Below are 12,947 nucleotides of genomic sequence, written 5' to 3'. Positions count from 1 at the left end.
CGTCAAAGTCATCATAAAAAATTAATTGAGACAAGCAGCGACAACACGGAGGGCATTCCATCCACGAACTTCCTCGGTAAGTAATGGGACCCGTTTTACATCCCGTCCACGAAACAGATCAGTCGCGCGTTGAATTGCTGTCTGTTGAACATCCCACCGTCGTTGACAGAACGCGCAGTCTGTTGGATTCGGTGAGACAACCCACTCTGAGTCAACATCTGCATTCACCTCAGTGACATCAACGAGGTCTTCCATCACTCGATTGATAATAAGGGTTTGAACAGGAATCTCATACCCCTCCAATCGACCAATAAGTCGTTCGGACTCAACAACGCTCATTTCTTCGGGAATCATTACAACACGAAAGTCAGTGCGTGTTGGGTCTCGCAGGACTGATCGAAGTCGCTCAATACGCTCACGGAGTTCATCTAAATCCATTTCTGTTTGCGCATCAGGTTCATCACCAAATCCAAACATCCCTTTGACGCTCCCCATCATCCCTGAAAATTGCTGTCGAAGCGACGCAATGCGACCGAGCATTGTATCCATCAATTCCGGGAGTTCAAGTAATCGAAGTGTGTGTCCAGTTGGTGCGGTATCGACAATAACTCGATCAAAGCGAGGGTCATCGAGATATGCAAGTAACTGCTGCATCGCTGCGGCTTCATCTGCACCAGGCATTGCCCCTGCACCGCTACCCGGACCCATAAGTCCACCTAGTATATCATCCATATCATCAAGATCACCAAACGGCGCTCCAGCCGCAGCGCCCATATCATCACCAAGACCAGTATCAAATCCGGATTCTGGTGAAGCGCTTCCACCACCACCGATATTGCCAGTGCCAGATACATCGGTACCGACGTCACCGGCGAATGGACCAGCAGCGACCGCATCTGGGTCGATTTCAGCCGCATACAGTGGGATGTCATCTCGAATCCGAGCAGGTTCGGGTGGGACGTCGGTGTCAAATGTATCAGATAATGAGTGTGCCGGGTCCGTTGAGACAACAAGCGTATCGGTTCCAGCGGTTGCAGAGGCTACTGCAGTTGCTGCAGCCATCGTTGTTTTGCCGACACCACCCTTGCCCCCATAGAGAACATACTCAGGGTCGTCGACACTGTCCGGAAGTGTTGTTGCATCATCAACAGTCTCAACATCGACTGTGTGGTCATGATCCGACCCACCTGTATCGCTATCGCTATCAGCCTCGGTCCTGTCGTCGTCGTCGACTACATCAACTGCGTCAACGTCGATACTCGACATATAAGACGCGACGAGACCCATGTTTGTGTACTTCTCGGTCGACGTAACAGGGTGTCAACTATCGAGTATAGACACTGCTCATTCAATTATCCTGAAAGAATGTAATGAGTCGATCCCCAGCGGTTGGAATCCGATCAGTGCACAATGAAAATCGAATCCAATCATCATATGCATCGCCGAATGCCTCACCGGGCATACCCGCAACACCTGCTTTATCAATTAGGTGCTCAACGTTCTTTAACGTGCCAGGGAAGTCTTCAAATCGTGCCATGACATAGAATGCACCTTCGGGTTCTGTGTATGCAGCCCCAACTGTTTCAAGCGCATCGGTGAATGCATCAATACGTTTGCGGATAGTATCGCGGACAGACGCGTAATACGATGGAGGCGTTTTTTCAAGTGCATCAGCAACAGCTCGCTGAGCCGGACGGCTTCCGGAGACGGTGACAAGCATATGCCGGGTCTGTGCGGCATCAACAAGCGTTGTGGGAAAGACTGCATATCCGACTCGAAAGCCCGTGATTGCCATTGATTTTGAAAACGCAGAGGTAACGATGATTTGGTCGGTATGCGATGAGAGCGTGAGCGCACTCTCAAAGTCACCGGTGAAATCAAAATGATCATATACCTCATCAACAATGACAAGTGCATCAATGTCAGCAGCGATAGCTGCCACATCACTGAGCGTTGTCAGATCATAAACAGCACCAGTTGGGTTATTTGGCGTGTTCAATACAATTGCTGCAGTATCGGGTGATGCAGCATCTCGGATTGCATCGATATTAAGATGACCATCCTCATGAACAGGAACATGTGTTGCTGTCGCATCAAGCATCGTTGCTCTCCCTGGATAATATGGATAAACCGGATCCGTTAACAGAAACTCAGGTGCAGTAGCATCTGAGCGTTCTACTGCTCGAGCCATTGCAAGATAATTTGCCTCACCAGCTCCGTGGGTGATAATGATATTGTCAGGATCGATGTTACGGCGAGCACCGATTCGTTCTCGAAGGTCAGTAAGTCCCTCACTTGGCGCATACTGGAAATCAGCCGCGTCTGAATCGGCATACTCATGAAGTCCCTCACGAAGTGCGTCTGGCGGCTCCCAATCAGGATTACCCGAAACCATATCAACAACATCGCGGTTCGCACCGCTTGCATACTGCATTACCTGGAAAAAAAGTGGTTCATCATGCGTATTCATATCTTGATCTGTATTAGTCATATTTACTTTTATATCTGAATTTATTACGGAATCTAAATTAATTGCTGTCCTCATATCGCTGTGTATCTTGAGAAATATATTTTCTCACACACTCAGACTGAACGACTCCACGCTGTCTGCCTATTTCTAAGAGAGGAGTTTCACGTTTTTGTTTGTCTCCCTGGATAATTCATCATGGGCGTTTTGGGTATCCTCCGCGTATCTGAATATGATGCGCGACTTTGCTACTGATCCACCGGTTGAGGTTCGTGTCGGTGAAGCACTTGAAGAATCGGAAGCGACCGTTGCTATCGCAGAATCTTGCACTGGTGGATTGATTGGATCATTGCTCACAGATATTCCAGGCGCGTCTGGGTACTTTGATCGTTCTGTTGTCACTTACTCGTATGACTCAAAACTGACTGCACTTGGTGTCTCGCGAGAAGCTCTTGATGAGCATGGTGCAGTGTCGGAGTCCGTTGCCAGTGAAATGGCTGCTGGTATTCGTGATACCGCTGGTGTTGATTGGGGTGTCGCAACAACTGGGATTGCTGGACCGACAGGAGAAACGGATACTGAACCGGTCGGTGCTGCGTATGTTGGTATTGCATATCAAGGTGAATGGGGTAGCAACGAGTCATATCGAAGCGTCGAACGGACCGTCTTTGATGGGCAGAGGACAGCAATCAAAGAGCAGATTGCCCGACGAGCACTTGAATTGCTACTTGAATCCATCCACGAACAAATCTGAACGCCTGAGCGTCAGAACACTCAGCTTAATCACAAAACCCATCAGATACATCTATTACACGGCGAAAATCAATGAGACGTGATTTGTATATCCCGATTAAAAAAATCGATGATCGCAGTCGCAATCGGATGCCCTATCCAACAATCAATAATACAGGGTTTCGACAGATAAACAAGGTGAGTGCCTTGGGGTCGGGGCTTTGATCTGACCCCGAGGTGAAGCCGATATGAACAGGTATGACGCTACATGATGTATAAACGTACAGTCAGAAATCTCACAGACGGATTCCCGACCTTCATCTACTGCTGGCTGCGGTAGTCCGGAACTGTGGCCCCTCTCAACATCCGCCACTGGCGGTGCGAGGGGGTTCCAACGGGTCATCATGGTCATGGTGGAGAGACAGTGACCGACTCCGACTCCCACACTCCCACACGCCCACACGGACGCTGCGGTGTGTTCGGGTTTACTTCCAGCCGATTCCTCACCGAAAAGGAAAAGCTCGGGAGGAATGAAATTCCCTTACTGGTGTAGGGCGGTCTACACAGGGAAGCCTCGGCTTGGGACTTGTCCCCAAGGTACTTCGCACACTTGTACCGATTAGTGCATGATTACAACACTGCTTTGAATGATAGACGGAATATTTGTACCAGTAGCCCGCAGATAGATGATTGATGAATAAAGACGGACATGTGCTGAATGCGGCACTTCTTGCTATTGGTCTTGGCGTTGTTCTAACAGTTGATGTCGCAGTTGGTGTCGAACGGCTCGTTATTTCGGGCGTCACTGCTGAGACATCGGCTGGTGGTGAAGAAATTCAGACACATATTGATTTTGCTGTTCAATTCGGCAAATCAGTCCTTACATTCTCAGTCCCAATCATTCTTGGAGCGTTGTTTCCAGACGTCGATACAGCATTCGGGCGTCACCGAAAAACGCTACATAATCTCCCCGTTCTGATGCTGTTTATGTCATTTCCACCGGTATTTGGAAATCTTCAGTTTGTATGGATTGGTGTTGCAACACATTATTTGCTTGATGTTGTCGGGTCAAAACGTGGAATTGCACTTTTTTACCCGCTCTCGGCGACTGAATATGATATACCAACAGGCGTTGCGACGAGCAGTCGCTGGACCACGGGCGTAACGCTCGCTGTGACTATTGGTGAACTCATTGTATTATTTATTATCCATACCTATATTATCGCCCTCGACTCTGCGCCGACTGTAATCAACGAGACCCTTATCGATACATCATTGTCTCAAGTGCTGTTGCTATGTCTGAATATCCTGTAACTCGGATAGCGATATACAATATACTGATATTCTCAAGAAGACAATACATAGTTGACTCTCTCAGTTCCTCTCACACCCGTGAGGATCGATAAAGTATTACACGAACACAGATTGGTACGAAATACAGCTCTATCATCCTAACTGCATGTGTGCGCTATTGCCCGGTCACCTTCAGCTGAGCAGTATGTATGTTTCTGACAGTAGTATCATCGTGTCGATTCAGTATTCGGCAACATCATCATACTGCCCATCATAAGCGATATGTCCTGGATGTGTTGGTTCCATTCCTGATAACAATAGTCGATCCAACTTCTTCCATGAGTTTTCATATATAAGATGAGCAAACTCAATAAGTTCATGAGCAGTATACATTAATCCGTGTTCATGATATACTCGGCGTGACACCCCTGATTTGAGTGCCTCTACGAGATCAGCCTCAGAGTCAATCACACAATCGAACGTCGTCCAGACACGACCAACGCTTCGTGGGAGATGTGCATATGAAGATCCAAACGGTTGATGATCGGTCTCATCAATAAGTGATATACCACGGGTGTTTGCCCACCCCGGTGATTTGAAATTGTACACTTCAATTGCATCGATTGCATCAGTATGTGTTTGAATATCTGACTCGCTAAGACTAACATTCATGAATTCTGGATGTGGAATAAGTGTAGCTGCATCTTGTCGCTCAAGAGCATCCAGCGCACCGGTAAGTGAAATAAAATCAGGGATAGGCTCATTAAGACCAACCCCGAGTATGTGACGGCGAGTGTGCCAACTCCCGGTGAAAATCTCTCGAGCAGGAATGACGAGGAGTTCTTCATCTGAAAACTGAGCTGCGCGTGAGCGGATATCATCGAATCGTGTAAAGTGTGGTGCGTACACGAGAATATCAATATCACGTGCCTTTGCACGGGCGACGACCTTATGAGACAACACTTTGACATGAAGGTCGATCCGTGTCGATGCGTCCGTCTCAGTCACGTGGCTTTCTCCGTGTGGTGTGAGCTTAGCAGTTATCATTCAGGATGATTAATATCAAATATAGTATATTCAGTATGGAATCTGATATACAACATGGTCATAACTGTATGTCTTTATTATGTGGATATCTGTCGTCGCTCAGTCTCATATGGCATTTTGATTGACAGTAGCGATACTGACAACAATAAAATTGAAATCCACGTAAGCTACTGCTATTGAGCTGCGTGTTGTATCTTATGCCGAGACGATTCATTCCAAAGAGGTTACGATCAGTTGCAGAAATACTACTGATAGTATTTTAATTAAATAATCTTGTGATTATGGATACTAACCGACGTCAAAGCCAGCAGTACCGTTATCGCTCGTCGCTGTCAAGAACGCGAATCTGGTCTCCACGGACAGTTACAGGAATTGGGACAGTTGCCTCATACAGTTCAACGGTCACCTGATCTTTCGTCTCATCAATTCGTTGGACTTGTGCTTTCTCGCCTTTGAATGGTCCAGCAATCAACTCAACAATATCACCCTCAGCAATTCCTTCGACATCCGGTGTCGGTGAGAGGAAATGCTCAACTTCTGCTATTGTTGACTTCCCGGCTTGACCACCACTTTTTACCAATCCTCGTGCATGTGGGATTTCTTCAAGGACTCGTGAGATGGCTGCATTTGAATCTGATTCGACCATCACATAACTTGTCAACGAATCCGGCGCTAACACGGCGTGTATGTCTGGGTCTTCGCGGGTTGCAATCATATCAGCAACCGTCCGTTCTTGACTTGCAGTCGTCTTTACAGCGAAAATTGACATCTTAAACACCTCCAGGTAGTAGCGTCATCACTGCAAAAATGAGGAATCCAAGAAATCCAACGAATACAATTCCCGCACCAGCAATGAGTCCAATCTGAGAGAATTCATTCCATGAAGGGGTGCTAGCGAGTTTTAGTACCCGTACATAACTGCTCATCTCAACTTTGACGTCCATTCTTACTAAACAAATATCTGACCGAGGGTTTTCTATCTTTCTACAAACGTCACTGAATACAATCACTCATTATAACCGTTCTATGGAGTATATTCTCGGCGTATACTAGAATCAGCTAATGAAACCACTGTATCAGATTAGGCAAACATAAACAGAGTCGACGCTGAACTCTACTCGCTTATATGTGGGTACTTAGTCGATGAAATTAACGTCCTCATCTGGAAATGGAACGTCAGTCTGGGCAGTTGTGTCGGGATTATCTGCATTTGTGTCTGGATTTGAATCTGCATCTGCATTGGCATCGACATTTTCAGGCGTGTTCACACGACCATTACCGTCAGTATCAATACGTACCCCCTCAGCACCAGATTGTGCATTCGGTTGTTTAGCAGTGTCAGACGCACCATATATCTGTGGTGATTCAACACCGGTGACAACAATCATTGTCCGCATTTCTCCATCAAGTTCTTCATCAACAGATGTCCCCCAAATGATTCGCGCATCGGGGTGGATCCTATCATGAATCTCTTCGACAACGCCTTCAGCCTCTTCAATGCTCATATCTGACCCACCGGTGACATTCACGAGTGCTGAGTTCGCGCTTGAAATATCAACATCAAGCAGCGGTGAACGGAGAGCGCTTTTGACTGATTCCTGTGCTTTTAGATCGGCATCGGATTCGCCAAGTCCAATCATCGCAACACCACCGCGTTGCATGACTGTTTTCACATCTGCGAAGTCGAGATTGACAAGTCCTGGCTTTGTAATGAGCTCTGTAATTCCTTTCACAGAACGCATTAGAACCTCATCAGAGACTTTGAACGCCTGTCGTACAGGAAGTTTTCCGACAGCATCCAAGAGCCGGTCATTCGGAACAACGATCACAGTATCAGCAACGTCACGAAGTCGCTCAAGACCTGCCTCGGCATTTGTCCGTCGCACCTCACCCTCAGCAGTGAATGGTGTTGTTACAATGGCAATCGTGAGAGCATTTGACTCACGAGCCGCTTTTGCAACGACCGGCGCTGAACCAGTGCCGGTGCCGCCTCCAAGACCAGCAGTAACAAAGACCATATCTGATCCCTCAATCGAATTGTAAATTTCCTCTTGAGATTCAATTGCTGCTTCTTCACCGACCTGTGGAAGTGATCCTGCACCACGACCTTGGGTTTTCTGTTCACCCATGAGGATCTTTGTATCCGATTCAATCTCAACAAGATGTTGAACATCAGTATTCGCAGCGACAAGGGTTGCTCCTTCGATTCCCTCTTGCTGCATCCGGTCAACGGTGTTTCCTCCGGCCCCCCCACAACCAACAACGGTGATATCGGTCTGGAGATCTTCAAGAACGTCTTGTAATTCCTCATCAGTCATCGTCCCGCTCTGTGAGAGCTCGTCATCGGTTGTACCCGCGTTAGTAGTCGATTCAGATTCGGGCTCGTCCATGACCGCAGCTCCGTCGACGGCATCCCCACCCCCTGTTTTTTCTGCTTCATCTATTGCGTCGTCGACGATAGAGTCCATAATATACCCATTCATACCGAACACAGGTTAATTATCTTTCCCCTTAGCGTCAGACAGACGGCTGACACTAATAGTCAAATTAGTAATAGTTTAATCGATTGGATATGTTAATCTGAGCTAGAGGGTGTCTATCACAAATAAATATGTTCAATGGTAGGTCGGAATATATATCGGAAAGATATGATATGGAATTATTATTATGCCCAACGGAGGTCATGAACTCCAAGGGATATATTTTAAGTAGACGATTGACAACTATGATAGAGCGGAAAAGATCGGAAATGTGACGATCTCTGTCGTATGGACTGCTTCGGGATTGATAGTTCGTCCTGCGACTGTCACCGATTCGCCAGCGGCAAGACGACCGAATGCTGGACCCTCAGGGATATCTAATGTTGCTGCCTTTGCGGGGTCAAAGACTTGACGTGTCCCGCGGAGTGTTCCATCGGTGCGCTCAACATGATCATATTTTGAGTTAAGAATATCTATCAGTTCATGAATAATCGATTCAACCGAGAGCCGATCAGTAATAATAACACGTCCAGTTGGTCTTGTGCCACTCTCTGTCGTTTCAAATGCGAGCGTGTGCTCAGAGAGAATCTGCGTTGTTGTCTCAGCATCGATCCCAGCGGTCGCCTCAATGAGTGCTGTCGGAAATGAGAGTACTGCTGCGTCTATATCAGCCCAATTTACTGTATCTAGCGTATTATTATCCTGATTTCCGGCACCCTCCGTAGCGGTATTACCACCGGTCTCAGTATTAGCTGACCCTTGCACTCGGCTCGTTTCATCTGTGTTTGTGTCCGTGTCTATATCCGTATCTATCTGAGTAATGACAAATTCATCAGATGTCGAAGGGTCATACTCCGTTGCAGAGGCACCGAGACGAAGTCCTGAGGCTATCGGGACGAGCGCACTCTCTACTGCGTCGACCAGTGGGGGAGAAACACCGGTAGTCTCACGAAGCCATGTTTCTTCAACAACGCGGATACCGGTTTTTTTAAGCACACTCGTAAGCTCTGGGCGGTCATCGGCGACGAGTGCAACATCTGCATCTGTTGCGGTTACCGCATGGTCGATGATATCACGGTTAGCTGCTGGTGTACCCATTGAATCAAGTGCCCAATCAGCACCGATATGACCGACAACCCAGTCTGTTTCCCGAATAATACGCTCAAATCGTGGTGCGTAGTGTCCACCACCAAATCCAATCACAGTCCGGTTGGAATTGATATCAGTTGACTCCTGGATATCGGAGAGTTCAAGAATAGCTTGTGCAACCGCACGTGCACCATCGGGATCATTCCATTCCGATTTATTACTTCCAAGCTCAACAAAAAGTGACGGTGCACCTACACTAGTCGGTCCGTGATGTGTACATTCAATCCCAACATTATATCTAGGTGGCGCATGCTGATCAAATGCTTCGGTCAACGTCCACTGTATCATTGGACAAGTTTGTGCGAACGAACCAGGTTCTCCACCATACTCTGCCGGACCAAAGTTACCGGTAAAGTGAGTGGTTAAGAGAGGTCCTGTGTCGCCACTGTGTCGTGAGAGAAATGCAATGACTTGTGGTGTTGTTGAGAATAGACTGGATGCATCCTCAAGATCAAGGTGCCACTCGTCAACGGTCCGCATCTCAAATTCATCATATTGTTTATACTCATTACCATTCGTATCACAGTGGGTTTCCCACTCAACGAGTTCATGAAGTTGGTTACTGATTGTAATAGAGGCGACATCAGCACGGCTCACCACAAGACCAATCACAGTATATATTCGACAACAATGGAGTAAAGTTCGTCGAATGAAAGCAAACTAAATCGATGAGCGAGTTATCAATTTAGACCAACGTTGATTCGCTGAATCACCCATTGTGTGTTGAGACCCACTCGGAATTATGTTAGGGTCAAGATTGGAGCGGACTAGCTTGGAGGTGAGCTGAAATATCGATACAGAAATTGTATTCATACTACCAGCGAAAAAAGAGTTAAGAATGGATGTATACGGATTAATCGGGAATCCAGTCGAACACTCACTGTCACCACCAATGCATGAGGCGGCATATGATGCACTAGGGATTGACGCGCGATACGTAACGTTTGAGCCGACAGAAGATACTCTTAAAACCGCGATCAACGGTGCTACTGCGCTTGATATCACCGGTCTTAATATCACGATTCCATTCAAACAGGATGTAGTTAGTTACGTCAATCCTGGTGATATTGCACGCGAAGTTGGTGCCGTGAATACAATCGAGTTTAATCGCGATGAAACACCACGCGGACACAACACTGATGTCGCAGGTGTCAAACGGGCATTTCAGCATCATGATATTACGATAGCTGGGTGTGATGCTGTCGTCGTTGGAGCTGGAGGCGCTGGGCGGGCTGCTGCGTTTGCGCTCGCTGATGCTGGTGCAGACGTCCATATCGCAAATCGAACTGTCGAGCGTGCTGAGACGGTTGCTGCAGATATTGGTGCGCAAGCAACTGCTGGCGGGCTTGATACACGTGATATGATTTCTGATGCAGATATACTGCTCAATGCAACGAGTGTCGGGATGGAACCAGAAAGTAACAAGACTCCGGTCCCACAGTCGTATTTACATGAAGAATTGGTCGTGCTTGATGCAGTGTATACACCGATTGAAACCCGATTACTTCGTGAAGCGGTCGCAGCAGGCGCAACAACAATTGATGGGGCATGGATGCTTCTGTATCAGGGTGTTGTTGCATTCGAGATCTGGACAGGACGGGATGCACCAGTTCAGAAGATGAACACTGCACTCAGAGCAGAACTTGAAGATATGTGAATATGAATTATTCCGCCTCACTCTTTGCTATATTTCTCAGTGCGGTGAAAGTTCCAGTAGAGGATTCATGATTCTGACTGGATTCATACCACAGTTGCATTCACTGAGAGTAGATGTTATGATTCAAACCCCAAATTAAAGCCTGATAAAATCAATACTTGCAAACCCCATAAGAAGGAATCCGACCTAAAAATACGGAATTCCCATCAGCAGAGGTATATCAACGGCTGAGTGAGGAGGGGACTACTTAATCTCAAGAGCGTACACCGGATTTTACGGCAATTATAATTTTCAATTATTTTAGATTTTATTTAAATAGATACCAAACATATATTCTACATATGAGTATATTTGGATCAATCCTATCCGCAATTCGATCAGTAACTGGCGACAGTGATCCCGACAAGCAGTCAACAGCAGAACCGTCATCACGTGGAACAGTCTCAGTCGAATATGATCCAGCGGATGAAGAGGCAGATTCGACTCTCAACTCTGGGTCTGACTCCGGGATAGACTCACACGAGGAGTCTGTATCGACGTCCGCATCTGGTGATGAAATCATTCCAGAGCCTCAATATGACACTGACTCAGAGTCAGAATCTGAATCAGACCTGAACCCAGATCCATCGACTGAGGCAACAATCAAAGGGGCTGAACTCGATGGTAAGTCACAGACTACCGATGACACTGGGGATACCGATGAAAATCCTGTATCAACGGATACCGATGCATCAGCATCGACAGGGTCACTCATTGAAGATGCGACTGGGAAAGAGCCTGCAGAGGCAGTGGAGACAGCCAATGGTGATGAAAATATAAACCACTCAGACACCGAAGTAGATCAGGAAACGCCGGCTGATACGGTTGGAACCGAAACCGACGCATCGGCATCAACAGCATCACTCATTAATGAAGCAACCGGGAAAGAGCCCGCAGAAGCGGTTGTATCAGCCGAAGCGACTGAACAGGAGAACGATAGTGAAGCTGCGGATGCTGGCAGTAATGTCCAGCAATCAGTGCAGAGTATAACCGGGATCGGTTCGACGTATGCAGAAAGACTCTCACAAGCTGGTGTTGACTCAGTTGCAGATCTTGTTGCCTCGGAACCTACGACACTCGCTGAGACAGCTGATATCGCTGAGACTCGCATTACACGATGGATCGATCAAGTAAACACGGACGGAGAAACGGAGTGAGTCGCGATAGCTCTGGGTCTGATTCTCCAACATACGCACACGTCAACGATGAGCTCGTTCCAATGGCAGATGCCACAGTAAGCATCCGTGATCGGGGGTTTATGTATGGCGATGGTGTCTTCGAGACACTTCGAGCGTATGGTGGTGAGATATTCCGGTGGGACGCACACGCTGACCGACTCGCAGACTCCGCAACAGCAATTAAACTTGATCATGGACTCTCACGAACAACACTCAAGAACCGAATCGATGAAACGCTCGCTGCAAACGGTCTTGATGAGGCGTATGTCAAGCTCTCAATCACACGAGGAGCACAGCCGGGCAAATTAAATCCCGACCCAGTCACTGACCCGACAGTTGTCGTCCAAACCAGTCCATTGTCTCGTGGAGGTGTTAACAGCGACCCAGTATGGGACGGTCCGGCAACGTTACAAACAGTAAAGACACGGCGGATTTCAGACCGTGCGCTTCCTTCACATGCAAAGACGCACAATTATCTCAACGGAATCCTTGCACGAGCAGAATTACGTGTGAGTGACGCCGACGAGGCGGTGATGCTTGATACAGATGGACAACTTGCAGAGGGTGCAACTGGTAATATCTTTTTTATCGACGGAAACGGGCTTTGCACACCGGCTCTTGATGGGTCAGTGCTTCCAGGGATTACTCGATCAACTGTCCTTGAGATTGCTGCTGAGGAAGAAATCCCAGTCAATGAGGGTACGTTTGATATTGATGATTTACGAGAGGCTGAGGAAGCGTTTGTCACAAACACAACGTGGGAAATTCGACCAGTTGACACCGTTGATGGGATTGATATCGGTAGCGGACCACTCACTTCATTACTCCAGCAATCTTTTCAAAAACGCGTCGAGGAACAGTACTACAGTACGGCTGACGAAATGGCAAACAAGAATTGAAAACCT

12 protein-coding genes are annotated in these 12,947 nt (G+C 47.4%); 5 read left to right on the top strand and 7 right to left on the bottom strand.

Going from position 1 to position 12,947, the window contains the following annotated elements; genetic code table 11:
- Positions 1 to 21 precede the first annotated feature (21 nt).
- Both J07HQW2_RS12285 and J07HQW2_RS12280 read right to left on the bottom strand, forming a co-directional pair.
- Positions 22 to 1,266 carry an ArsA family ATPase gene (locus tag J07HQW2_RS12285; RefSeq protein WP_048075287.1) on the bottom strand — a complete coding sequence of 415 codons (1,245 nt, stop codon included), beginning with the start codon at positions 1,264 to 1,266 and terminating at the stop codon, positions 22 to 24.
- 82 nt (positions 1,267 to 1,348) lie between these two features.
- Complete coding sequence (locus tag J07HQW2_RS12280; protein WP_048075669.1) at positions 1,349 to 2,470, bottom strand: pyridoxal phosphate-dependent aminotransferase; 1,122 nt, start codon at positions 2,468 to 2,470, stop codon at positions 1,349 to 1,351.
- A 232-nt stretch (positions 2,471 to 2,702) separates the two neighbouring features.
- On the opposite strand from J07HQW2_RS12280, the gene J07HQW2_RS12275 reads away from it, so the two are divergent.
- Together J07HQW2_RS12275 and J07HQW2_RS12270 are read left to right on the top strand one after the other, a co-directional pair.
- A complete protein-coding gene (locus tag J07HQW2_RS12275) occupies positions 2,703 to 3,221 on the top strand; it encodes a CinA family protein (protein WP_048075286.1) in 519 nt (172 codons plus the stop codon).
- A 671-nt stretch (positions 3,222 to 3,892) separates the two neighbouring features.
- Positions 3,893 to 4,513: a metal-dependent hydrolase gene (locus tag J07HQW2_RS12270; RefSeq protein WP_021055853.1), complete on the top strand. Its 621-nt coding sequence runs from the start codon at positions 3,893 to 3,895 to the stop codon at positions 4,511 to 4,513.
- 219 nt (positions 4,514 to 4,732) lie between these two features.
- Here the strand turns inward: J07HQW2_RS12270 and J07HQW2_RS12265 are convergent, their stop codons facing one another.
- The 5 genes from J07HQW2_RS12265 to J07HQW2_RS12245 form a co-directional block, all read right to left on the bottom strand.
- Positions 4,733 to 5,539, bottom strand: a complete 807-nt coding sequence (locus J07HQW2_RS12265; RefSeq protein WP_021055852.1) for a PHP-associated domain-containing protein — start codon at positions 5,537 to 5,539, stop codon at positions 4,733 to 4,735.
- A gap of 316 nt (positions 5,540 to 5,855) precedes the next feature.
- Positions 5,856 to 6,308, bottom strand: a complete 453-nt coding sequence (locus tag J07HQW2_RS12260; protein WP_021055851.1) for a transcription elongation factor Spt5 — start codon at positions 6,306 to 6,308, stop codon at positions 5,856 to 5,858.
- Position 6,309: 1 nt separating this feature from the next.
- Entirely contained in the window at positions 6,310 to 6,483 is a 174-nt protein-coding gene (locus tag J07HQW2_RS12255) for a protein translocase SEC61 complex subunit gamma (RefSeq protein WP_021055850.1), read from the bottom strand.
- A 192-nt stretch (positions 6,484 to 6,675) separates the two neighbouring features.
- Positions 6,676 to 8,007, bottom strand: a complete 1,332-nt coding sequence (ftsZ, locus tag J07HQW2_RS12250; protein ID WP_021055849.1) for a cell division protein FtsZ — start codon at positions 8,005 to 8,007, stop codon at positions 6,676 to 6,678.
- Between the two features lie 255 nt (positions 8,008 to 8,262).
- Positions 8,263 to 9,780, bottom strand: a complete 1,518-nt coding sequence (locus J07HQW2_RS12245; protein ID WP_021055848.1) for a D-aminoacyl-tRNA deacylase — start codon at positions 9,778 to 9,780, stop codon at positions 8,263 to 8,265.
- 226 nt (positions 9,781 to 10,006) lie between these two features.
- Here J07HQW2_RS12245 and J07HQW2_RS12240 point away from each other — a divergent pair, with 226 nt between their 5' ends.
- The 3 genes from J07HQW2_RS12240 (at position 10,007) to J07HQW2_RS12230 (ending at position 12,941) form a co-directional block, all read left to right on the top strand.
- Positions 10,007 to 10,825 carry a shikimate dehydrogenase gene (locus tag J07HQW2_RS12240; protein WP_021055847.1) on the top strand — a complete coding sequence of 273 codons (819 nt, stop codon included), beginning with the start codon at positions 10,007 to 10,009 and terminating at the stop codon, positions 10,823 to 10,825.
- Positions 10,826 to 11,166: 341 nt separating this feature from the next.
- Positions 11,167 to 12,021 carry a helix-hairpin-helix domain-containing protein gene (locus J07HQW2_RS12235; RefSeq protein WP_021055846.1) on the top strand — a complete coding sequence of 285 codons (855 nt, stop codon included), beginning with the start codon at positions 11,167 to 11,169 and terminating at the stop codon, positions 12,019 to 12,021.
- On the top strand, positions 11,982 to 12,941 hold the full coding sequence (locus tag J07HQW2_RS12230) for an aminotransferase class IV (protein WP_021055845.1): 960 nt from the start codon (positions 11,982 to 11,984) through the stop codon (positions 12,939 to 12,941). The genes J07HQW2_RS12235 and J07HQW2_RS12230 overlap by 40 nt, the downstream gene beginning before the upstream one ends.
- Positions 12,942 to 12,947: the final 6 nt, after the last annotated feature.

The sequence above is a fragment of the Haloquadratum walsbyi J07HQW2 genome (assembly GCF_000415985.1).
GTDB lineage: Archaea > Halobacteriota > Halobacteria > Halobacteriales > Haloferacaceae > Haloquadratum > Haloquadratum walsbyi_B.
This window is presented reverse-complemented; position numbering and strand designations above follow the sequence as displayed.